Annotated in this window: 20 protein-coding genes; 10 read left to right on the top strand and 10 right to left on the bottom strand. The window is 66.7% G+C overall.

The window, feature by feature from the left end:
* Window positions 1–113: 113 nt before the first annotated feature.
* From ispF to L8G49_RS15050, 3 genes are read left to right on the top strand one after another with little or no spacing between them, the layout of a single operon-like run.
* Window positions 114–1,358, top strand: coding sequence for a 2-C-methyl-D-erythritol 2,4-cyclodiphosphate synthase (ispF, locus tag L8G49_RS15040; RefSeq protein ID WP_242186579.1), 1,245 nt, complete (start codon window positions 114–116; stop codon window positions 1,356–1,358).
* Window positions 1,355–1,888 carry a hypothetical protein gene (locus L8G49_RS15045; RefSeq protein ID WP_242186580.1) on the top strand — a complete coding sequence of 178 codons (534 nt, stop codon included), beginning with the start codon at window positions 1,355–1,357 and terminating at the stop codon, window positions 1,886–1,888. The genes ispF and L8G49_RS15045 overlap by 4 nt, the downstream gene beginning before the upstream one ends.
* Window positions 1,885–2,412 (top strand): CinA family protein, encoded by a 528-nt coding sequence (locus L8G49_RS15050; RefSeq protein WP_242186581.1) that lies wholly within the window; start codon window positions 1,885–1,887, stop codon window positions 2,410–2,412. Before L8G49_RS15045 ends, L8G49_RS15050 begins: the two co-directional genes overlap by 4 nt.
* On the opposite strand, the gene L8G49_RS15055 is transcribed toward L8G49_RS15050, so the two are convergent.
* Together L8G49_RS15055 and lipA are read right to left on the bottom strand one after the other, a co-directional pair.
* On the bottom strand, window positions 2,352–2,831 hold the full coding sequence (locus tag L8G49_RS15055; protein WP_242186582.1) for a type II toxin-antitoxin system RatA family toxin: 480 nt from the start codon (window positions 2,829–2,831) through the stop codon (window positions 2,352–2,354). The two genes, L8G49_RS15050 and L8G49_RS15055, sit on opposite strands and share 61 nt — an antisense overlap.
* 1 nt (window position 2,832) lies before the next feature.
* Window positions 2,833–3,768, bottom strand: a complete 936-nt coding sequence (gene lipA, locus L8G49_RS15060; RefSeq protein ID WP_242186646.1) for a lipoyl synthase — start codon at window positions 3,766–3,768, stop codon at window positions 2,833–2,835.
* Window positions 3,769–3,857: 89 nt separating this feature from the next.
* Between lipA and L8G49_RS15065 the strand changes: the two genes are divergently transcribed.
* Together L8G49_RS15065 and L8G49_RS15070 are read left to right on the top strand one after the other, a co-directional pair.
* Window positions 3,858–4,487, top strand: a complete 630-nt coding sequence (locus L8G49_RS15065; RefSeq protein ID WP_242186583.1) for a carbonic anhydrase — start codon at window positions 3,858–3,860, stop codon at window positions 4,485–4,487.
* 45 nt (window positions 4,488–4,532) lie between these two features.
* Window positions 4,533–4,985, top strand: coding sequence for a hypothetical protein (locus L8G49_RS15070; RefSeq protein ID WP_242186584.1), 453 nt, complete (start codon window positions 4,533–4,535; stop codon window positions 4,983–4,985).
* A 182-nt stretch (window positions 4,986–5,167) separates the two neighbouring features.
* On the opposite strand, the gene L8G49_RS15075 is transcribed toward L8G49_RS15070, so the two are convergent.
* Window positions 5,168–5,941 (bottom strand): polyphosphate kinase, encoded by a 774-nt coding sequence (locus L8G49_RS15075; protein ID WP_242186585.1) that lies wholly within the window; start codon window positions 5,939–5,941, stop codon window positions 5,168–5,170.
* Window positions 5,942–6,027: 86 nt separating this feature from the next.
* Complete coding sequence (gene aspS / locus L8G49_RS15080; protein ID WP_242186587.1) at window positions 6,028–7,836, bottom strand: aspartate--tRNA ligase; 1,809 nt, start codon at window positions 7,834–7,836, stop codon at window positions 6,028–6,030.
* Between the two features lie 172 nt (window positions 7,837–8,008).
* Here aspS and rnd point away from each other — a divergent pair, with 172 nt between their 5' ends.
* Window positions 8,009–9,184 (top strand): ribonuclease D, encoded by a 1,176-nt coding sequence (gene rnd / locus L8G49_RS15085; RefSeq protein WP_242139268.1) that lies wholly within the window; start codon window positions 8,009–8,011, stop codon window positions 9,182–9,184.
* 114 nt (window positions 9,185–9,298) lie between these two features.
* On the opposite strand, the gene L8G49_RS15090 is transcribed toward rnd, so the two are convergent.
* The 5 genes from L8G49_RS15090 to L8G49_RS15110 form a co-directional block, all read right to left on the bottom strand.
* Complete coding sequence (locus L8G49_RS15090; protein WP_242186588.1) at window positions 9,299–10,486, bottom strand: glycosyltransferase family 2 protein; 1,188 nt, start codon at window positions 10,484–10,486, stop codon at window positions 9,299–9,301.
* Between the two features lie 120 nt (window positions 10,487–10,606).
* Window positions 10,607–12,139, bottom strand: coding sequence for a Ppx/GppA family phosphatase (locus L8G49_RS15095; protein WP_242186590.1), 1,533 nt, complete (start codon window positions 12,137–12,139; stop codon window positions 10,607–10,609).
* A gap of 7 nt (window positions 12,140–12,146) precedes the next feature.
* Window positions 12,147–14,324 carry an RNA degradosome polyphosphate kinase gene (locus tag L8G49_RS15100; protein ID WP_242186591.1) on the bottom strand — a complete coding sequence of 726 codons (2,178 nt, stop codon included), beginning with the start codon at window positions 14,322–14,324 and terminating at the stop codon, window positions 12,147–12,149.
* A complete protein-coding gene (locus L8G49_RS15105; protein WP_242139267.1) occupies window positions 14,321–14,944 on the bottom strand; it encodes a DnaA/Hda family protein in 624 nt (207 codons plus the stop codon). The genes L8G49_RS15100 and L8G49_RS15105 overlap by 4 nt, the downstream gene beginning before the upstream one ends.
* A gap of 43 nt (window positions 14,945–14,987) precedes the next feature.
* Complete coding sequence (locus tag L8G49_RS15110) at window positions 14,988–16,253, bottom strand: heavy-metal-associated domain-containing protein (RefSeq protein WP_242186592.1); 1,266 nt, start codon at window positions 16,251–16,253, stop codon at window positions 14,988–14,990.
* A 62-nt stretch (window positions 16,254–16,315) separates the two neighbouring features.
* Between L8G49_RS15110 and purM the strand changes: the two genes are divergently transcribed.
* Genes purM through L8G49_RS15130 form a run of 4 tightly spaced genes read left to right on the top strand, consistent with a single transcriptional unit; the run spans window position 16,316 to window position 19,056 of the window.
* Window positions 16,316–17,425, top strand: coding sequence for a phosphoribosylformylglycinamidine cyclo-ligase (gene purM / locus L8G49_RS15115; protein ID WP_242186593.1), 1,110 nt, complete (start codon window positions 16,316–16,318; stop codon window positions 17,423–17,425).
* 58 nt (window positions 17,426–17,483) lie between these two features.
* On the top strand, window positions 17,484–18,059 hold the full coding sequence (gene purN / locus L8G49_RS15120; RefSeq protein WP_242186594.1) for a phosphoribosylglycinamide formyltransferase: 576 nt from the start codon (window positions 17,484–17,486) through the stop codon (window positions 18,057–18,059).
* Complete coding sequence (locus tag L8G49_RS15125) at window positions 18,056–18,433, top strand: MmcQ/YjbR family DNA-binding protein (protein WP_242186595.1); 378 nt, start codon at window positions 18,056–18,058, stop codon at window positions 18,431–18,433. The genes purN and L8G49_RS15125 overlap by 4 nt, the downstream gene beginning before the upstream one ends.
* Window positions 18,430–19,056 carry a hypothetical protein gene (locus L8G49_RS15130; RefSeq protein ID WP_242186596.1) on the top strand — a complete coding sequence of 209 codons (627 nt, stop codon included), beginning with the start codon at window positions 18,430–18,432 and terminating at the stop codon, window positions 19,054–19,056. The genes L8G49_RS15125 and L8G49_RS15130 overlap by 4 nt, the downstream gene beginning before the upstream one ends.
* Window positions 19,057–19,093: 37 nt before the next feature.
* On the opposite strand, the gene L8G49_RS15135 is transcribed toward L8G49_RS15130, so the two are convergent.
* The gene (locus L8G49_RS15135) at window positions 19,094–20,686 is read right to left on the bottom strand and encodes a long-chain fatty acid--CoA ligase (protein ID WP_242186648.1); all 1,593 of its coding nucleotides are present in this window, start codon (window positions 20,684–20,686) and stop codon (window positions 19,094–19,096) included.
* Window positions 20,687–20,689 lie beyond the last annotated feature (3 nt).

Consider the following 20,689-nt stretch of genomic DNA (forward strand, 5'->3'; position numbering starts at 1 on the left):
GCCTAATCTGCGAGGGGGGAGCGGCGTCTGCCTCAAAAACAGGCAGTCTATAGCGGGGACAGGCGCTTGCGGCAAGGCTGGCGGGACGGCGCGGCATGGTCTAGGCGCGCCGCATGCCATCGACCAAGACCGCCGCCATCATCGTCGCCGCCGGAACCGGCGCACGCTCGGGAAGCGCCGTCCCCAAACAATATGCGCCGCTTGGCGGACGCGCGATCCTCGCGCACAGTTATGAAGCATTGCTGCGCCATCCGGCGATCGGCCGCGTCATCGTGGTGATCGGTGCCGGACAGGAAGCGGCGCTCGCCGACGCGCTGGGAGATGTCGAGTTCGTGATCGGCGGGGCCACCCGTCGGCGTTCGGTGCTGGCCGGACTCGAGGCGCTCATCCGTCATCCCGGCCCGGCCGTAACCGTCCCGCAGCCCGATGCGCTGTCGAATTCCGATCTGGTCGAGGCCGGTGCGACGGACGAGGTCGAACGCGTGCTGATCCATGACGCCGCCCGCCCGTTCCTCGGCGCAACCGTCATCGACGCGCTGATCGCTGCGCTGGATACGCGGGACGGCGCGGTTCCTGCCCTTCCCGTTGCTGACACGCTCGCGCGCGATACCGCGCTCAGCGGCACGCTGCTCGGCGGAACGGTCGCGCGTGACGGACTGCACCGGATCCAGACGCCACAGGCTTTTCGCTTTCCCGTCGTGCTCGCCGCGCATCGCGGCTGGCGCGGCGACGAACCCACCGATGATGCCCAGATGGTCCGCGCCGCCGGCGGGACCGTGGCGCTGGTCCCAGGAGATCCCATGCTCGAGAAGATTACCCACCCCGCCGATTTCGCCGCCGCCGACGCCCGGCTCGAGGCCACGCTCCGGACCCGGATGGCGACCGGCTTCGACGTCCACCGGCTCGAGGTCGGCGAGGAACTGTGGCTCGGCGGCGTGCTGATCCCGCATGACAAGGGCCTGTCGGGACATAGCGACGCCGATGTCGCGCTTCATGCCATCACCGACGCGCTGCTTGGCACGATTGCCGCGGGCGACATCGGCACGCATTTCCCGCCGAGCGACCCGCAGTGGCGCGGCGCCGATTCGGCGCAGTTCCTGCAACATGCCGCCGGCCTCATCACCGAGCGCGGCGGGATCATCGACTTCATCGACCTCACGCTGATCTGCGAGGAACCCAAGGTCGGCCCGCACCGCGTGGCGATGCGCGACCGGATCGCGGATCTGTTGCAGCTCCGCCCGGGACAGGTCAGTATCAAGGCGACCACGACCGAGCGACTTGGCTTCACCGGGCGCGGCGAAGGCATTGCGGCGCAGGCGGCCGCGACGGTACGAGTTCCGGAGGATCAGGCGCGATGATGAAGCGGGTGATCGCGGCAACGTGGCTGGCGCTGGTCGCCACGGCGTCCCATGCGGCGCAACCGCAACAGGGCGCGTGCCTGACCTCATCGGAGGTGTCGGATCTGGCGCAGGTGGTTCTGCCCGAGGCGATCGGGGCGGCGGGTGTCGCCTGCGCCTCGGTCCTCCCGGCAAGCGCAGCGATCCGCCAGACCAACGGCGCGATGCTCACCCGCTACCGCAGCGAGGCGGACCGCGCCTGGCCGCAAGCGAAACGCGCGATCGGCAAGATCGGCGGGGTCGAGGGCACCGCGATGCTCGATTCGGAACTCGTTCGCCCGTTACTGACCACGATGCTGGTTGCCGAAGTGACCAAGACTATCCACATTCGGGATTGCGCATCGATCGAACGGATCGTCACCGCGCTCGCCCCGCTGCCGCCCCGCAACACCGCGGATGTGGCCGCGCAGATTTTGATGCTCACGATCCAGGCCAAGACGCGCAAGGGCGAAAAGATCGACCTGCCCGTCTGTTTTGAAACGGCACAATGACGATGGACACGATCCTTCCTACCGAACTGGTCGAGGCCGCGCGCAAGGTGGTCGAAGCCAATCTTGCCGCAGGCCGCCGCGTGGCGCTGGCCGAAAGCTGCACCGGCGGCCTCGTCGCGGCGGCGCTGACCGAGATCCCGGGATCGTCCGAGATGTTCGAATGCGGGTTCGTGACCTATTCGAACGACGCCAAGCTCTCGATGCTGCGAGTCAGCGCCGATGTGATCGAGACGTTCGGCGCGGTCTCGGTCGCGACCGCGTGGAGCATGGCGCAAGGCGCGCTCGAAGCGAGCGGCGCGGATATCGCGGTGGCGATCACCGGCGTTGCCGGTCCGGGCGGCGGATCCGAGAAGAAACCGGTTGGCACGGTTGTGTTCGCACGCGCGGAGCGCGGGGCCGATCCCGGCCATGTCGTCGCCGACCGCAAGGACTTCGGTGATCTCGGTCGCGGTGGCGTCCGCCTTCAGGCGGCGCTGTGCGCGCTCGAACTGCTGCTGCCGCCGAGCGACGGCGACGCGCCGTAAAGCACCTTGGCGCGATCCTCGAACGCGCCGATCATCTTGCGCAACGCGGTACCGAACACCTGCCCCGCGAGCATCTCGAACACCCGGTTCTTGAACGCGAAGTCGACCGTGAAATCGACCGCGCAGCCCTGCGGCTCCGGCCGGAAAACCCAGTCGTTGCGGAGATACTTCAACGGCCCGTCCAGATAATCGACATGGATATGCCCGGGACGTTCCATCTCGACCTTCGAGGTGAAGGTCTCGCGCAGGCCCTTGAACCCGACGATCATGTCCGCGACCAGTTGCGTCTCGCTGCGCGAACGCACGCGGATCTGCGAAACCCACGGCAGGAACTCGGCATAGCGGCCGACGTCCGCGACCATGTCGAACATCTGCTCGGGCGTGTACGGCAAATGCCGTGTTTCGGAATGACGGGGCATGTCAGGCGCGCGCCAGCTTCAGCTCCCGCGCGGCGCGCAGGCGGGCAAAGTCGTCCCCGGCATGGTAGCTCGACCGGGTCAGCGGCGAACTCGCAACGAGCAGGAACCCCTTCGCGCGCGCGATCGCGGCGAATGCGTCGAACGCCTGCGGCTTGACGAAGTCCATCACCTTGGCGTGGCGCGGGGTCGGCTGAAGATATTGCCCCATCGTCAGGAAATCGATGTCGGCCGAGCGCATGTCGTCCATCACCTGGTGCACCTCGAGCCGCTCCTCGCCGAGCCCGAGCATCACGCCCGACTTGGTGAAGATCGACGGATCGTGCCGCTTGACCGATTCGAGCAGCCGCAGTGACGCATAATAGCGCGCACCCGGGCGGATCGTCGGGTACAGCCGCGGGACCGTCTCGAGATTGTGATTGTAAACGTCCGGCCGCGCGGCGACGATCAACTCGACCGCCGCCTGCGTCTTGTTGCGGAAGTCGGGGGTAAGAATCTCGATCGTCGTGTTGGGCGTGGTGCGGCGCAACGCCTCGATCACCTTGACGAATTGCGAGGCACCACCGTCCGGAAGGTCGTCACGATCGACCGAGGTGATGACGATATGCTCGAGACCCAGCTCGGCGGCGGCATCTGCGGTATGCTGCGGTTCCAGCGCGTCGACCGCGCGCGGCATCCCGGTCTTGACGTTGCAGAACGCGCACGCCCGCGTGCAGGTGTCACCCAGGATCATCACGGTCGCGTGTTTCTTGGTCCAGCACTCGCCGATGTTGGGGCAGGCCGCCTCTTCGCAGACGGTGGCGAGGTTGAGGCGGCGCATCAGCGCCTTGGTTTCGGCGAAGGCGGTACCGCCGGGCGCCTTGACGCGGATCCAGTCGGGCTTGCGTTCGCGCGCGGGACGGACCGGTGCCTGGACCGAGGGCTCTATCGTGAGCGGCATTGCGAGCGGGGACTTCTCGTTCATAGGTGGCAGATAGCGACTGCACCGCGCGCTTGCCACCCCCTGCATGATCGCTTTACAGAAGCGCCATGGCTGATTTCTCCGAGCTCGTCAGCGGCTATCACCGCTTCCGCACCACCGACTGGACTCGCCAGCGCGATCGTTGGTCGGAACTGTCCAGGGGCCAGAGCCCGCAAGTGATGGTGATCGCCTGCTCCGACAGCCGGGTCGATCCGGCACAGGTGTTCGATACGTCGCCCGGCGAGATCTTCGTGGTTCGTAACGTCGCCAATCTTGTCCCCCCGTTCGAGAATGACAGCGCGCGCCACGGCGTTTCGGCGGCGCTCGAATTCGCGGTGACCCAGCTGAAAGTGTCCGAAATCGTCGTCATGGGGCATGGCTCGTGCGGCGGCGTCAGTGCTGCGCTGACCAACGCGTTCGAGGGCAAGGCCCCCGGCGAAGGCGGGTTCATCGCGCACTGGGTCGACATGCTCGATGCGGCGCGCGACCGGATCGTCGCCGAACATGGCACCGGGCCTGCAGCCGTGCGCGCGATGGAGCACGAAACCGTCCGGGTCAGCCTCGCCAATCTGCGGACCTTCCCGTTCGTTCAGGCGGCAGAGGCGGACGGCACGCTCAAGCTGCGCGGTGCCTATTTCGCGATTGACGACGGCGTGCTGCACGTCATGGGCGACGACGGCGCGTTCGCGGCTGCGTAAGCGCCCGGCGTTGCCTGCACACCGTTCCGGTCGTACGCTCGGGTGATGAGACCGAACACCCTGCGCGCCCTGCGGCGATACCATAGCTATATCGGGCTGTTCTTCGCGCCGATGATCATAGTGTTCGCGGTCAGTGGCGCGTTGCAGACTTTTCGGTTGCAGGAAACCAACGGGTATGGCGGTCCGCCGCCCACCTGGATCGTCTGGCTTGCCAGCGTCCACAAGGATCAGGCGCCACCCCGCGCGCCGCGTGCGGAGCGACCGAAGGCCGCCGCACCGGCGATTGTCTCAGAAAAGCCCGAACGACGACCGGTGGGCGAGGCAAAACGGCCCTCGCCGCTGCCGCTCAAGATCTTCGTCGCGCTGCTTTCGATCGCGCTTGCGGGATCGACCGTGCTCGGCGTAATGATCGCCCTGTCGAACAGGAGCGCGCGGCGGGTTTCGCTCGGCTTGCTGGCGCTCGGGACGGTGGTGCCGATCGTGCTGTTGTGGATCTGAGGGGGCGACTGGCGGCAGCAACGCCGAACGAAGCCCCCTTTCTTCTTCCTTTCGCTTCCCCGGCGAAGGCCGGGGCCCAGTAGTGAAGACGGATGTAACGACGCACACCGCCCGCGAAACTTCTGTTCCTCGCCTGGGCCCCGGCCTTCGCCGGGGAAGGGAAAGTGGGGGGCGGGATCCCGCTACTTCCCCAGCGCCTTGCGCGCGACCTTCTCGATCTCCGGGTCGAGCGCGGGCGGGGTCATGTCGACATTCGCCTCGAGCGCTTTGATGATCGCGGTCAGCGCGGCGATTCGTCCTGCCTTCTTGTCGTTGCCGTCGATGATCGTCCACGGCGCGGCCTTGGTATCGGTCCGCTTGAACATGTCGTGCATCGCGTCGAGATAGGCGTCGCGCTTGTCGCGGTTGCGATAATCCTCGATCCCGGTCTTCCAGCGTTTCCACGGATGGTCCAGCCGGTCTTCGAGCCGCTTGTCCTGTTCCTTTTGGGAGACATGGACGAACAGCTTGACGATCGTCGTGCCCGCATCGACCTGTTGCGCCTCGAACGCGTTGATCTCGTCGAAGCCCTTCTTCCACTCGGGCTTCTCGGCATAGCCCTCGACTCGTTCGACCAGGACGCGGCCGTACCAGCTGCGGTCGAACACCGCGATGTTTCCGCAGGCGGGCAGCTTCTTCCAGAAGCGCCACAGGAAGTGATGGCTCAGTTCGTCGGGGGTCGGGCTCTTGATCGGCCAGACCTGGAAATTGCGGGGGTCCCATTCGGCGCACAGCCGCTTGATGATCCCGCCCTTGCCGGCGGCATCCCAGCCCTCGAACAGCACGATCGCGCGCTGCTTGTGGACGATATGCGCGACCTGGATATGCGCGAGCCGCTCCTGCAGCGCATCCAGATCGTCGCCGTAATCGCCGTGATATTTCTTGCCGGCTTCGTAATCAGCAAGGTGTAGCGTCATCGGATCTGGCCCTCGGGGTTGGAACGCGGCGGGGGATGCCGCCAAATCATACGCGCCATCCCTCCGTTCGATCCCCCGACCCGCCCTCAGTTCGCGGCTTCGGCGGCCTTTGCGCCGTCGCCGACGACCTTGAGGTTGAGTTCCTTGAGCTGCTTGGGCGTCGCGAAGTTGGGCGCGCCCATCATCAGGTCCTCGGCCTTCTGCGTCATCGGGAAGGTGATGACCTCGCGGATGTTGGGCTCGTCGGCGAGCAGCATCACGATCCGGTCGACCCCCGGTGCGGAGCCGCCGTGCGGCGGCGCGCCGCACTTGAACGCGTTGATCATGCCCGCGAAGTTCGTGTCGACGTCCTCCTGCGTGTAACCGGCGATTTCGAACGCCTTGTACATGATCTCGGGCTTGTGGTTCCGGATCGCACCCGACGACAGCTCGATCCCGTTGCAGACGATGTCATACTGGAAGGCGAGGATGTCGAGCGGGTCCATCGTCTCGAGCGCTTCCATCTCGCCCTGCGGCATCGAGAAGGGGTTGTGGCTGAAGTCGACCTTCTTGGCGTCCTCGTCATATTCGAACATCGGGAAATCGACGATCCAGCAGAATTCGAACTTTTTGTCGTCGATCAGCCCGAGCTGGTCGGCAACCCGCGTCCGCGCGAGCCCGGCGAGCTTCGCCGCCGACGCTTCCTTGCCCGCCGAGAAGAAGATTCCGTCGTTCGGGCCGAGCCCGAGCGCCTCGGCGATCGCCTTCATGCCCTCCTGGCCGTGGTTGTTGGCGATCGGCCCACCGAACACGCCGTCCTTCCGCGTCGCATAGCCGAGGCCCGGGAAGCCCTCGCTCTGTGCCCAGCTGTTCATCTCGTCGAAGAACTTGCGGCTCTTCTCATGCGTGTTGGGTGCCGCCAGCGCGCGGACCACATCTCCGCCCTCGACCATCGACGCGAACCGCCCGAAACCCGAGCCGCGGAAATGCCCGGACACGTCGGTGATGACGATCGGGTTGCGCAGGTCGGGCTTGTCATTGCCGTATTTGAGCATCGATTCGCGGTACGGGATCCGCTTGAACGGCAGCGGCGAGACGGTGCGCCCCTTCCCCTGCCAGTCGGCGAATTGCTCGAACACGCCGTGGAGCACCGGCTCGATCGCCGCGAACACGTCGTCCTGCGTGACGAAGCTCATCTCGAAGTCGAGCTGGTAGAATTCGCCCGGCGAGCGATCGGCGCGCGCATCCTCGTCGCGGAAGCACGGCGCGATCTGAAAATAACGATCGAACCCGGCGACCATCAGCAGCTGCTTGAACATCTGCGGCGCCTGCGGCAGCGCGTAGAACTTGCCCGGATGCACCCGGCTCGGCACCAGATAATCGCGCGCGCCTTCGGGGCTCGAGGCGGTCAGGATCGGCGTCTGGAATTCGGTGAACCCCTGGTCGATCATCCGCTTGCGCAGCGACGCGATGACGTTCGAGCGCAGCAGGATGTTGGCGTGCAACCGCTCGCGCCGCAGATCGAGGAAGCGGTAGCGCAGGCGGATATCCTCGGGATATTCGTTCTCGCCGAACACCGGCATCGGCAGTTCGTGCGCCGACGACTGCACCGTCACTTCGCGTGCGCGCAGCTCGATCTCGCCCGAGGGCAGCCCCGCGTTCACCGTCTCGGGCGAGCGCGCGACGACATCGCCCACGACCGTCACGACCGATTCGGGCCGCGCCTTGTCGAGCATCGCGTGCGTCGGGCTGTCGCTGTCGGTGACGATCTGGGTGATGCCGTAATGGTCGCGCAGATCGACGAACAGCAGATTGCCGTGGTCGCGCTTGCGGTGAACCCAGCCCGACAGCTTGACCGAGGTGCCGACGTCGGCGGCGCGCAGCTGGGCGCAGGTGTGCGTGCGATAAGCGTGCATGGCTTTTCTTCTTGCTTCGTCATCCCGGCGGAGGCCGGAGCCGCTGTCCGTCGAGCGGACGCCCGTCGTTCAGCGGTCCCGGCCTGCGCCGGGACGACGGTGAATTGATGGTCCGCGCTTCCCTTTCCAGCCCGCCTTTGTCAAGCCGCCGTCACATGGCTATGGGGGGGTGATGCATATCCATCCGCTCATCACCGACACCGCTACGCTCGCGAATCTGTGTACCCGACTGGCCGAGGCCGACTTCGTCTGCATCGATACCGAGTTCATGCGCGAGAACACGTTCTGGCCGGAACTCTGCCTGATCCAGATCGCCGACACCAACGAGGCCGCCGCGATCGACCCGATGGCGCCGGGGCTCGACCTGGCCCCCCTCCTCCAGCTGATGGTCAACAATGACGACGTGCTGAAGGTCTTCCACGCGGGCGGGCAGGATCTGGAGATCATCTACAACCTGACCGGCAAGACCCCCTACCCATTGTTCGACACGCAGGTCGCCGCGATGGCGCTCGGGCAGGGTGAGCAGATCGGCTATTCCAACCTCGTCGACGCCTGGCTCGGCCTGACGATCGACAAGGGCGCGCGCTTCACCGACTGGAGCCGGCGGCCGCTCGATTCGCGGCAGATCGAATATGCGATTGGCGACGTGACGCATCTTGCCGAAATCTTCCCGAAAATGCTCGCGCGCCTCCGCAAGACCGGACGCGGCGCGTGGCTGGATCAGGAGATGGAACGCATCGGCGATCCGGCGAACTACGCCAACGATCCCGAAGAGGCATGGCGTCGCATCCGCATACCCAGCCGCAAGCCGGAGGTGCTCGGTCGCCTGAAGGCACTCGCCCGGTGGCGCGAGATCGAAGCGCGCGCGAAGGATCTGCCGCGCGGCCGCATCGTCAAGGACGAGACGATCGCCGACCTGGCCGGACACGCCCCGCGCAAGCAGGCGGATCTCGCAAAGGTTCGGGGCCTGTCGACAACCTGGGCGCAGAATGACATCGGAGCCCGCCTGATGTCGGCAATCGAGGCAGCCACGCCGATGTCGGCCGATGACATGCCCGCGCGCGACGATCGCAAGCCGGGTCTTGGCAAGGATGGCGCGCTCGTCGCCGACCTGCTCAAACTGCTGCTCAAGATCCGCTCGAAGGAAATCGACGTCGCGGCCCGCTTGCTTGCGCGGACCGATGATCTCGATGCCCTGGCAGCGGGGCAACGGGAAAACCTGTCGATCCTCCAGGGCTGGCGGTTCGACCAGTTCGGTCGGGACGCGCTCGACCTTGTCGAGGGGCGGCTTGCCTTCGCCGTTGTCGGCGGAAAGCTGAAAATGACGCGCACCGAAGACGTTACCTGAAGTTCCCGACCGTCATTGCGAGGTCGGAGCAAGGCCGGCGGCCCGATAGGGAGGCGCCTGCCCGGTGCCCCCTCGTCGGGTCCCCGGCGAACCGGCCCGCCCGCGCGGCCGTCGTTACCGACGCTTCCGCCACGTGAAGATCGACGACATGGAGTAATTCCATACCGTCGTGACGGCGATCCCCGCCAGCGCCGACAGGATCAGGTAATTGTGGCGCTGGTACAGCCATCGCGCAATGCCGACATTGGCGAACAGCCCGACCCCGCAGACGAGGTTGAACGTCACCCAGCCCCACGCCAACCGGCGCCCCTTGAGACGTTGATCGCTGTAGGTCAGGATATTGTTCAGGAAAAAGTTGCTGGACGTCGCGACCAGCGTGGCGACGGCCTGCGCGATCGCGAACCAGCGGGACTCCCCTCGCGCGCCGAACGCCGCGAGCAGACTTTCCAGCACGGCGGTCAGCACGACGAAGTGCACGACCACCCCCGACCCGCCGACTAGCGCAAAGCTGACGAGCCGGATCGGGACCAGATGCCCCAGCGTCTTGTCGAGCAGGAGCTGCACGTACTCCCACAACACCAGCCCATCGAGCTTGCTTTCGCCGTGCTGGCGGGTGCGGAAGGTGAAAGGCACCTCGGCCACACGCAGCGGGATCGGCGATGACGCGGCAATATCGAGCAGGATCTTGAACCCGACCGACGACAGCCCAGGCAAGGAGGCCATGAACGCGTCTCGGGTAAGCATGAAGAAGCCGCTCATCGGATCGCCGATCGCGGTCTTGGTCAACGTGTTGGCCAGCAGCGTCGCGAACCGGCTCATCGCGATACGTCGCTTGGTCCAGTCCCCCATGCCGCCACCTGCGACATAGCGGCTGCCGACCACGAGATCGACGTCCCCGTGTCGAAGCCGCGCCAGCATGTCGAGCAGGATGGTTTCATCATGCTGCATGTCCCCGTCCATGACCGCGACATAGGGGGATGAGGACGCAAGGATCCCCTCGACGCACGCCGAGGCAAGCCCGCGCCGATCGTAGCGGTGGACCACGCGGACGCGGGGATCCTGCAGGGCAAGCGACCGCACGCGGTCGGCCGTGCCGTCCCGCGAATTGTCATCGACGAAGATGACCTCCCACCGCGTCTCGCCCAGCGCACTGCGCAAGGCCTCGACCAGCAAGGGGACGTTGCGGGCCTCGTTGAACGTGGGAACGATGATCGACAGTTCTGCCGGTAGCTGCCAACTGTCTCCGCGAACGATGTCGGCGACCAGGACGGGTGCCGCACGTTCCGGGATCGATGGGATCATCGATAACCTCCTGGGTGGCGATACAAGCGGCCACCAGAGACAGCGTTAGCCGACTTTCCGATCAAAACAATCTCGGCGATAGGAGGAAAACGGGCAAATGGAATCCGTGTGCCGGTGACGTCAGGACGACGCGATCCGGCTTACCCCCGCCTTGCGCGCCAAGGCGGTCGCCAGCGCGGCGTGACGCCGCTCGACCGTCTCGCTGTACAGGGCGCGGTCGGCGTCCGCCACGCACAGGGTCAGCACGGCTCCGTCGTCGAGCAGCCGGGTTCGCTGCAACGGTCCTTCCAGTCCGCCGCTCATCCGCTGCCCCAATCGCATCGCGAGGCCCCACAACACCGCCCGCTTGAGGTCGGCGGCCGACGCAAGCATGGCGAGCGGTGCGGGCGTATCAGTGCCACCGCCAAGGCTCGTGAACAGCGCTTGCGCCATCAGCGCGCGCCCGCGTGCGTCGACGGCGATCCAGTTGCCGTGCAGTGCGATTTCGACCCCGCGTTCCGCGCGGAATTCCGGATTGGCGCGCCATCCGACGTCGGTGAGCAGACAAGCCGCCAGCCGCAGTCGGGCCAGGTCGGCCGTATCGCGTGCGAAGAGCGGCCGGATCCAGCTATCGAGCAAGTCCCCGTGTTCGGGGAAACGCCCGTGTCGCTGCCCCTCGTCGCGCGTCGCGACGATGAGCGGGTCCTGCGCGCGGATGACGGGATCGAGCGCGCCATAGAGCAGCCCCTCGCGCAGCCCGAACGCCGATACGATCGTCGTCTCGGTGCCCAGATGCTTGAGCAACACCCCCAGCAACGCCCCGGCATCGCCGAGCGTCGCGGCACGCCCGGCCGACAGGCCGGGAACGGCGCGTAGCCATGCCTTGTTGACGTGGCTAATCGTGCGGCCCAGCCGCTCGATCGCACTGCGCGACATGGCGTATTGATGGATGACCGGCAGTGGGTAGCTGTTGATGTGCATGTCGAGCCGGGCCAGCGCCCGCCAAGATCCGCCAACGAGATAGAGCGGCAAGCCGGCCCCCTTCCCCGACCAGCCCGACGTCCGCAAGGCCTGCTCCACCACCCGTTGCAGCGCTCCCGGCCCCTTTGCGCGGATTGCCGCGATCCGCAGGACGCCAAGGGGAAAGGATATGCGGTCGAGGACCTCGCCCCGCGCGACGCGGATCAGTTCGAGGCTGCCGCCGCCGAGGTCGCCGACGATGCCGTCGGCGTCGGGAATGGCGGACAGGACGCCGTATCCGGCGCCGGACGCTTCCTGCTCGCCCGACAGCAGTTCCACCTCCAGCCCCAGCGCCGCCGCGGCACCGAGCAGTTCGGCCCCGTTGCTGGCGTCGCGGACCGCGGCGGTGGCGACCGTCCGCAGCCGAGTCACTTCCATCTCGCGCGCGACGGCGGCGAAGCGGGCAAGCGCCACCGATCCCGTCGCGAGCGCCTCGCGCGCGATCGCGCCGGTCTCGGCCAGGCCGCGCCCCAAGCCGGCCATCACCTTTTCATTGAACAGCGTCGCGGGAAGCCGGTCGGGCCCCTGGTACACGACCAGCCGGATCGAGTTGGACCCGATATCGATGATGCCGGTCCGCTCCGCGCCATTGGCGGCGGGGGGCGGCACCGGGCCGCCGACGGGCTTCGGCTTGCGAAAGATGATGGTACCCATGATGCGATCAACGCCGCCGACGCAGCGAGAGTTTCGGGACCGACCCGCTTGCCGCGAGCGCGGCTCCGCGGCCGGAAAGCGAGGGGTTGGTCATGAAATACCGGTGCAGGTTGAACGGACGGTCACCCGGCACCACCCGGACGTAGCTTCCATCCGCCTGCAATTCCCAGCTTTGTTCGTCGTCGATCAGATTGGCGACCATGACCTGGCCAAGGATCTGGTCATGCACGGTCCGGTTCTCGATCGGCAGCATATATTCGATCCGGCGATCGAAGTTGCGCTGCATCCAGTCCGCCGAGGTGATGAACACCTTGGCATCGGGATTGGGAAGATCCTTGCCGTTGCCGAACGCCCAGATCCGGCTATGCTCGAGGAACCGCCCGACCACCGATTTGACGCGGATATTTTCCGACAGGCCCGGAACCCCGGGCTTGAGGCAGCAGATGCCGCGGATGATCAGGTCGATCTGTACGCCGGCATCACTGGCTTCGTACAATTTGTCGATCGTCTCGGGGTCGACGACCGAGTTCATCTTGGCCCAGATCGCGGCAGGCTTGCCGTCGCGGGCGTTCGCGATCTCGGCGTCGATCAACGCCATCAGCCGGGGCCGCATGTCCCGTGGTGACAGGCTCACTAACGCCATGTTCTCGGGCTCGACATAGCCCGTCACGTAATTGAACATCTGCGCCGCATCGCGGCCCAGCCGCGGATCGGCGGTGAAGAAGCTGAGGTCGGTATAGATCTTGGCGGTGATCGGGTGGTAATTGCCCGTGCCGAAGTGGCAATAGGTGCGATATTGCCCGGTCTCGCGGCGGACCACCATCGACACCTTCGCGTGCGTCTTCCAGTCGATGAAACCATAGACCACCTGCACGCCCGCGCGCTCCAGGGCCGATGCCCAGAGCAGATTCTGCTCCTCGTCGAACCGCGCCTTGAGCTCGACCACGGCGGTGACCGACTTGCCCGCCTCGGCCGCGGCGATCAGCGCGTTGATGACGGCGGATTGCTTGCCCGCGCGATACAGCGTCTGCTTGATCGCGACGACGTCGGGGTCGGCGGCGGCCTGCTTGAGGAACGCCAGCACCACGTCGAAGGTCTCGTAGGGGTGGTGGACGACAATGTCCTTCGCGCTGATCGCCGCAAAGCAGTCCCCGCCATATTCCCGGATCCGTTCCGGAAACCGCGGCGAGAACGGCGGAAACTTCAGGTCGGGCCGGTCCTCGTCGACGATCGCCTCGAGGTCACCGACGCCGAGGAACGCGCCGCTCTCAGTGACGAAACAGTCCGGCCCGCCCAGCTCGTCGCGCAGCACCGCGCCGAGCCGCTCCGGCATGCCGCTTTCCAGTTCGAGCCGGATCACGCGCCCGCGCCGGCGCCGCTTGATCGCATTCGCGAAGTAGCGGACCAGATCCTCGGCCTCCTCCTCGATCTCGATGTCGCTGTCGCGCAGTACCCGGAATTCGGCGGCGCCCAGAACACGGTAGCCGGGAAAGATCAGCGGCGCGAACCGCTTCACCAGCGATTCGACCGCGACGTAGCGCGCCTGAGTCCCCGGCAAGCGTACGAACCGTGGCATCGGCGCCGGCAACAGGACGAGCTCGCGGATCGGCTGGTCGTCCGAGATCCGGACGAGGTCGAACATCACCGCGAGGCCCTTGTTCGAAATGAACGGAAACGGATGCGCGGGGTCGAGGGCCTGGGGGGTCAGGATCGGGAAGATCTGTTCGCGGAACTGCGTTTCGAGCCAGAAAAGCTCCTCCGCACTCAACGCCTCGTCGATCGTGCGCGAGCTGAGCACGCCGATCCCGGTCTCGGCAAGGAGACGCCGCAATTCGCGCCAGACGGTCCGCTGGCTGTCGATCAGCGCATCGGCCTCCGCGACGATCGCGGTCAATTGCTGGCCCGACGTAAGGCCATCGGTCGACCGCCGATCGACGTCCTGCAGTTGCTGCCCCTTCAGGCCGGCCACGCGGACCATGAAGAATTCATCGAGATTGGATCCCGAGATCGACAGGAAGCGGAGCCGTTCCAGCAACGGGTGCGCGGCGTTGGTCGCTTCCTCCAGCACCCGCCGGTTGAACGCGAGCCAGGACAGTTCGCGATTGAAGTAGCGATCGCTGCCCTCGCTGCCGGCGAACGGATCGTCGTCGCGACCGAGGATCGCGATATGGGCGGGTCTCGTCATGATGGCTCTGCCGGGTCTGGAGCGCGGCCGCCGATCAGCCCCGCCTCTTGCAATGTTGCCCGCGCAAGCGGGATCGACAAGCGTTTGCGGCGCTCTAGCACGACCTGGTCGAGCAGGTCGACCGCGCGCAGCAGCGCGACGTGCGTCCGCTCGACTCGCATCACCAGCCATTGGATGAGGTCGGGCCGGGCGTCCATGCCGCGCCGCAGGAACTGGCGTTCGAACAGCGCCGCCATCAGCGCTTCGTCCGGATCGCCGATCCGCACGGTGGGGCTGGCCATCAGGCGGGACCGCAGGTCCGGCAGCTTGATGTCCCATTCGGGCGGCGGCGCATCGGCGACGACGACGACCGGACGACGCTCTTCCTGCGCGCGGTTCCAAGCGTGGAAAATTGCCACCTCGTTCTGACGTTCGGCGTCGTCGATCAGCCCGCCACCGGTCTTCGCGGCAAAGATCCGCGCGATCAGGCTTCGGCCCGACTTGCGCGGACCGGTCACCACGACCGCCATTACGGGCCAGGTGCTCCAGTGTTCCAGCTGCTGCACCGCGCGGGCATTGGAGGTCCCGATCAGGAATTCGTCATCGCGCGGGTCGGCCGGCCAATCGAACGGCAGCGCCATTTGCGCGGAGGGGCTCATGGGTGCCGCGTCTGACATCGGTGAATCACCCGGTCGTGTTGTCGGCGGACCCGACCTGGCTGTTCGCGCCGGCCGACGCCGTGCGACGGATCCGCAAGGTCGTGCCGCTGCCCACGACGGTCCATCCGCGCGACTCCAGTGCGGTTCTGAGCCCGGCGGGCTCCCCCTCCAGCTGTACGCGCACGACCGATACGCCCCCTAGTGCGAGACTGGTGGTGACGGCCGACTGGACGCCGGGGATCGCCTGCAAGGCGGATTCAGTGCTGGTGACGGACGCGGCGTTCGGCGTGTCCACCTGAACCGTGACGACCGAACCGGCGGTCGCCCCCGTTCCCCCCGCGATGCCGTCCAGCCCGGGGCTCGCCAGATCGGTCGGCTGCTCCAGCGGAGTCGGCGTCGCGACGGGTGCGACATAGGCGAGACCGGCATCCCCCATCAGCGCGCCATTACGCAACGCGGCCTGATAGGCATCGTCCAGCCGCTTGACGCCGGCATCGAGCAGCACCGGCAAGGCGTCGCCATTATCGACGCGCAGCGTGAATTGCGCGATCAAGCGATTGTCCGGGCCGTGGCGCGCCTGGAAGGTCCCGATGATCGGACCGCCAGGCCACTCGCGCCGCAGCGATACGGTCGGGATCAGCACGTCGGTCGCGCCATATTGGTCGAGGACGACTCGCCACCACCCGCGTCCCCGCCGTTCGGTCTGGCCGAAGTTCAACAGCAAGGGATCGGTGCCCGTCCCCGTCGGACGGATATAGTCGATCAGGCTGTTACCGGTGCGATAGCGGAGCCACGCGTCCTGCCACGCCGTCTTCTGTTCGAATCCGACCGCCGCACCGCCGCTGATTTCGATCGGAATCGTCAGCATCGGGGGGGACCGCGTCGCTTCGGCCGCAACGCCCAGGATCGATCCGGCGCGCGCGCGGCTGAACAGGACGCCCAGCCGTGCGACGTAGCGGTTCGGACCGATCTGTTCGTTTTCGACGACGATGCCCGATACCATCCCGTCGAGCGTTCCATCCGACAGCAGCGCGCCGCCGCCGCCGAGCCGCCGCGACAGGATCTGCCAACCCTTGCGCTGGGCGACCCGCCAGCCCGCATAGCGCGCCTGGTCGGCCGACTTCCCGGTGACGTCCACTTCGACGCCGCTCACTTCGTAGCTGCCGGACTCATCGGCCGGGGCGAGCCCCTGAGTCGGATTGTCGCCCTGCGCGAGCACGAACCCGCCCGTCGCCGCCAGCCCCAGAACGGCTGCAAGCCCCAGCGGGCGAAAAATGCGATGGATCGACATGTCGGCGCCCTTTTGGCGAAGGAGGCGTGGAAATCCAAGCGCGATATGGCTAGGCGGGCAGGATGAGCGAAAACGAAGCGGACACGGCGTCCTACACATATGCCCAGGCGGGCGTCTCGATTGCGGCCGGTAATGCGCTGGTCCGTGCGATTGGTCCGATGGCCAAGGCCACGCGCCGCGCGGGTGCCGACGCGGATCTGGGCGGTTTCGGCGGCTTCTTCGACCTGAAGGCGGCGGGATTTGTCGATCCCCTGCTCGTCGCGGCCAATGACGGGGTCGGCACCAAGCTGAAGCTCGCGATCGAACAGGACGCGCATGACGGGGTCGGAATCGATCTGGTTGCGATGTGCGCCAACGATTTGATCGTCCAGGGTGCCGAGCCGCTCTTCTTCCTCGATTATTATGCAACGGCGAAAATCGACCCGGCGGTCGCCGAGCGGGTGATCGCATCGATCGCCGAGGGCTGCCTCCAGGCCGGCTGCGCGCTGATCGGTGGCGAAACCGCCGAGATGCCGGGCATGTATGCGCCCGGGGATTACGATCTGGCGGGCTTCTGCGTCGGCGCAGTCGAGCGGGACCGGGTGCTGACCGGACGCGATATCGCGGCCGGGGACGTCCTGCTCGGCCTGGCGTCGTCGGGCGTCCATTCCAACGGTTTCTCGCTCGTGCGCAGGCTTGCCGCCGACAAGGGCTGGAAGCTCGACCGCCCGGCCTTGTTCGACAATGAGGTGCGGTTGATCGACGCGCTGATGGCGCCGACCCGCATCTATGTGAAATCGCTGCTCCCCCTTCTCCGCGAGCAGCGGATCAAAGGGCTCGCGCACATCACCGGTGGCGGGTTGCTCGAAAACATCCCGCGCGTCCTGCCGGAGGGCGTACATGCGCACGTCGACGCCGATGCGTGGCCGCAGCCACGGCTGATGGCTTTCCTCCAGGCGCAGGGCAATATCGAGCCGGAGGAAATGGCACGGACCTTCAACTGCGGCGTCGGCATGGCGGTGATCGTCGCGGCCGACCAAGTCGGACCGGTGACGGCCACCCTGCAGGCGGCTGGCGAGACGGTCGTGTCGATCGGGACGCTCGAAGCCGGGCAGCGCGGGTGCACCGTGTCGGGCTCGACCGAGACTTGGGGCGGCAAGGCCGACTGGACCGCCACGCACAATCATGGGTGAGCGGATGACGGCCTCGACCAGCCACGCAGCCGTCCGCGCCCGAGCGGGAGCCGCCTAGATGGCGCCGCGAAAGGTCAGGGTCGGCATCCTGCTATCGGGTCGTGGGTCGAACATGACCGCGCTGGTCGAGGCATCCCGCGACCCCGCCTGCCCCTATGAGGTCGTCCTCGTCGCATCCGACAAACCCGCGGCACCGGGCCTTGCCTGGGCGATGGACCAGGGCATCGCCACCTGGAGCCTTTCGCCCAAGGGCATCGGCAAGCCCGCATACGAAGCCGCGCTTCAGACGGCGCTGCGCGATGCGCAGGTCGAGACGATCTCGCTGGCCGGGTACATGCGGCTGGTTTCGGACACGTTCGTGGCGGCATGGCGGGGCGGCATCCTCAACATCCACCCCTCGCTGCTCCCCAAATACAAGGGTCTCGACACCCATGCTCGCGCGATCGCCGCGGGCGATCCGGTCGGCGGTTGCTCGGTCCATATCGTGACGGAGGAACTGGATGGCGGCGAAGTCCTCGGCCAGTCCGAGGTCGCGATCGTCCCGGGCGATACGGCGGAAACGCTTGCCGCGCGCGTGCTCGAGGCCGAGCATCGCCTTTACCCCCGCATTTTGGCAGAGTTCGTCGCACGATGAGTCCAGATCCCGCTCCCCTGCTCGACCGCATCCGGTCCCTATGCCTGGCGTTGCCGGAAACGGCCGAACGCGCATCGCACGGTGCCCCCGGCTTTCTTGTCGCCGATGGAAAGTTCTTCGCCTATTTCTGGCATAATCATCACGACGACGGCGAGACCGTGGTGATCGTGAAGACCACGGGCGACGACGAGCAGGCGCAGCTGATCGATCTCGACCCCGCCTGTTATTTCAAGCCGGCCTATCTTGGGCCGTCGGGCTGGATCGCGCTGCGGCTCGCCGGAGACACCGTCGATTGGGACCGCGTCGGCGACCGGATCGCGATCAGCTGGGAACTGGCGGCGCCACAGCGGCTGCTGGAGGCGGGTGGCCGGTGACCGACCTGCCGCCGCCATCGGACCCCGTCGCCACGCCGGCCGAAAAGGCCGAAGCCGCCGCCATCCGACGCCGCTGGGTTTCGCTGGCGGAGATCGTCAGCGTGGCGGGCGTCGCGATTGCGGGGCTCGGACTGTGGCTGACCTGGTCAGACCATCGCAGCGAACAGGCGGAAAAACAGACGCAGTCAGTCACGGAAAGCCGTGAACACGCCCGCTATGTCGTCAAAGCCAGCGTCGCGCGCAATGGCGACATCCTGATCGAGCGCGACGACCGGCATTCCCTGGGCGATGTCGCCGTGGTCTTCCCGGCCGCGCTCGGGATCCCCGCGCAGACGTCGCCGACCCAGACGATCAGTCGCAGCTGGTACGAACGCGCCCTGCTTGCGGCGACCGACGGCGGGGAAGATCGCAAGGCGGGCAAGCTGCCCGTGCTGTTGACGGTGCACTATTGGAACGACGATGCGCCGCGCACGGTCAGCGGCATCTACGACATCGTATGGGCCACCAAGGGCCGCCTGCTGTTCGGTCGCGAGCTGAAGACCGAGGCGCTGCGGTTGAGGACGCCCGCCGCGACCAAGGCCGCCCTCGAAGCGGCCTGGGCGATCGAGCGACCGAAGGGCTGACCCGGTTCGGAGGGACCGATGCTGGACGTCGTGGTCCTCATGCCGCGAGCACATGATCCCGATACGCCGCGCGCAACGCGGTCTTGAGCAGCTTCCCCGTGGCGGTATGGGGCAGCGATTCGACGAACAGGATCTCATCCGGCAGCCACCATTTGGCGACATGCGCGGCCAGATGCGCGGCGATCGCCTCCGCAGTGACCGTACTGCCCGCCTTGCGGACCACCAGCAGCAACGGGCGCTCGTCCCATTTGGGGTGATAGATGCCGATCGCCGCCGCTTCGGCCACCCCCGGGCACCCGACCGCGGCATTCTCCAGGTCGACCGACGAGATCCATTCGCCGCCCGACTTGATGACGTCCTTCGCGCGATCGGTGATCTGCATCGTCCCGTCGGGATGGAGCACGGCGACGTCCCCGGTATCGAACCACTGGTCGGCATCGACCGCATCGGCGTCCGCCTTGAAGTAGCGCTTGACCACCCACGGCCCGCGCACCTGCAGCCGCCCCGAACTGACGCCATCGCGTGGCAGCACCGCATCGTCGTCGTCGACGATCCGCAGCTCGATCCCGAACGGGATCTGGCCCTGCTTGCAGGCATGGTCGAGCTGCGCGTCGCGGCTCATCGTGTCCCAATGCGGCGGGTAACAGCCTGCGGTCCCGATCGGCGAGGTCTCGGTCATGCCCCACAGATGCTTGACCGTCGCGCCCATCCCCATGATCCGGTCGATCATCGCGCGCGGCGCGGCCGAGCCACCGATCGTGACCTGGCGCAGGTGTCGCGGCGCCTCGCCGCTCGCGTCCATATATTGGAACATCGCGAGCCATACCGTCGGCACCCCGGCGGAATGCGTCACCTTCTCGTCGTTCATCAGTCGGCAGAGCACCTTCGGCTCGTTGACCGCCGAATAGACCACCTTCGCCCCCGCCAGCGCCGCCGCGAACGGCAGGCCCCAGGATGCGGCATGGAACATCGGCACGACTGGCAGGACGACCGCCGCGGAGGACAGGTCGAACACCCAGGGCGCGACCTCCGCCATCGCGTGGATCACGGTCGAGCGATGCTCGTACAGCACGCCCTTCGGGTTGCCGGTCGTCCCGCTGGTGTAGCAGAGCATGCAAGGGTCGCGTTCGGGCCCTTCGACCCATTGGTATGCACCGTCCTCCGCCGCGATCAGCGCTTCGAACGCGCCGTCGTCCACGCAGACATACTGTTCGATCGACGGCCATTGCGCCTTCAGACGGTCGACGATCGGCTGGAACTGCCGGTCGTAGAACAGCACGCGATCCTCGGCATGGTTGGCGATGAAGACGAGTTGCTCGTCGAACAGCCGCGGGTTGATCGTGTGCACCACGCCGCCCATCCCGATCACGCCGTACCACGCGACCAGATGGTGCGCATGGTTCATCGCCAGCGTCGCGACGCGATCACCAGGCTTGATACCCATTTTCTCAAGCGCCTGCGCAAGTTTGCGTGCGTCGATTGCGATGCCTGACCAGTCGGTTCGCGTCTCGCTGCCGTCCGCCCAATAGGTGACGACCTCGCGCCCGCCGTGCTCGCGCGCGGCGTGGTCGATCAGGCGCGGGACGCGCAATTCGAAATCCTGCATTCCGCCGAGCATCGTCTCTCCCATCAT

It is taken from the genome of Sphingomonas sp. CARO-RG-8B-R24-01, from assembly GCF_022662295.1.
GTDB lineage: Bacteria > Pseudomonadota > Alphaproteobacteria > Sphingomonadales > Sphingomonadaceae > Sphingomonas.

Coding starts and splice junctions, on each gene's coding strand:
- ispF (WP_242186579.1), top strand. CDS start 114: ATGCCATCGACCAAGACCGCCGCCATCATCGTCGCCGCCGGAACCGGC.
- L8G49_RS15045 (WP_242186580.1), top strand. CDS start 1,355: ATGATGAAGCGGGTGATCGCGGCAACGTGGCTGGCGCTGGTCGCCACG.
- L8G49_RS15050 (WP_242186581.1), top strand. CDS start 1,885: ATGACGATGGACACGATCCTTCCTACCGAACTGGTCGAGGCCGCGCGC.
- L8G49_RS15055 (WP_242186582.1), bottom strand. CDS start 2,831: ATGCCCCGTCATTCCGAAACACGGCATTTGCCGTACACGCCCGAGCAG.
- lipA (WP_242186646.1), bottom strand. CDS start 3,768: ATGCCGCTCACGATAGAGCCCTCGGTCCAGGCACCGGTCCGTCCCGCG.
- L8G49_RS15065 (WP_242186583.1), top strand. CDS start 3,858: ATGGCTGATTTCTCCGAGCTCGTCAGCGGCTATCACCGCTTCCGCACC.
- L8G49_RS15070 (WP_242186584.1), top strand. CDS start 4,533: ATGAGACCGAACACCCTGCGCGCCCTGCGGCGATACCATAGCTATATC.
- L8G49_RS15075 (WP_242186585.1), bottom strand. CDS start 5,941: ATGACGCTACACCTTGCTGATTACGAAGCCGGCAAGAAATATCACGGC.
- aspS (WP_242186587.1), bottom strand. CDS start 7,836: ATGCACGCTTATCGCACGCACACCTGCGCCCAGCTGCGCGCCGCCGAC.
- rnd (WP_242139268.1), top strand. CDS start 8,009: ATGCATATCCATCCGCTCATCACCGACACCGCTACGCTCGCGAATCTG.
- L8G49_RS15090 (WP_242186588.1), bottom strand. CDS start 10,486: ATGATCCCATCGATCCCGGAACGTGCGGCACCCGTCCTGGTCGCCGAC.
- L8G49_RS15095 (WP_242186590.1), bottom strand. CDS start 12,139: ATGGGTACCATCATCTTTCGCAAGCCGAAGCCCGTCGGCGGCCCGGTG.
- L8G49_RS15100 (WP_242186591.1), bottom strand. CDS start 14,324: ATGACGAGACCCGCCCATATCGCGATCCTCGGTCGCGACGACGATCCG.
- L8G49_RS15105 (WP_242139267.1), bottom strand. CDS start 14,944: ATGGCGCTGCCGTTCGATTGGCCGGCCGACCCGCGCGATGACGAATTC.
- L8G49_RS15110 (WP_242186592.1), bottom strand. CDS start 16,253: ATGTCGATCCATCGCATTTTTCGCCCGCTGGGGCTTGCAGCCGTTCTG.
- purM (WP_242186593.1), top strand. CDS start 16,316: ATGAGCGAAAACGAAGCGGACACGGCGTCCTACACATATGCCCAGGCG.
- purN (WP_242186594.1), top strand. CDS start 17,484: ATGGCGCCGCGAAAGGTCAGGGTCGGCATCCTGCTATCGGGTCGTGGG.
- L8G49_RS15125 (WP_242186595.1), top strand. CDS start 18,056: ATGAGTCCAGATCCCGCTCCCCTGCTCGACCGCATCCGGTCCCTATGC.
- L8G49_RS15135 (WP_242186648.1), bottom strand. CDS start 20,686: ATGGGAGAGACGATGCTCGGCGGAATGCAGGATTTCGAATTGCGCGTC.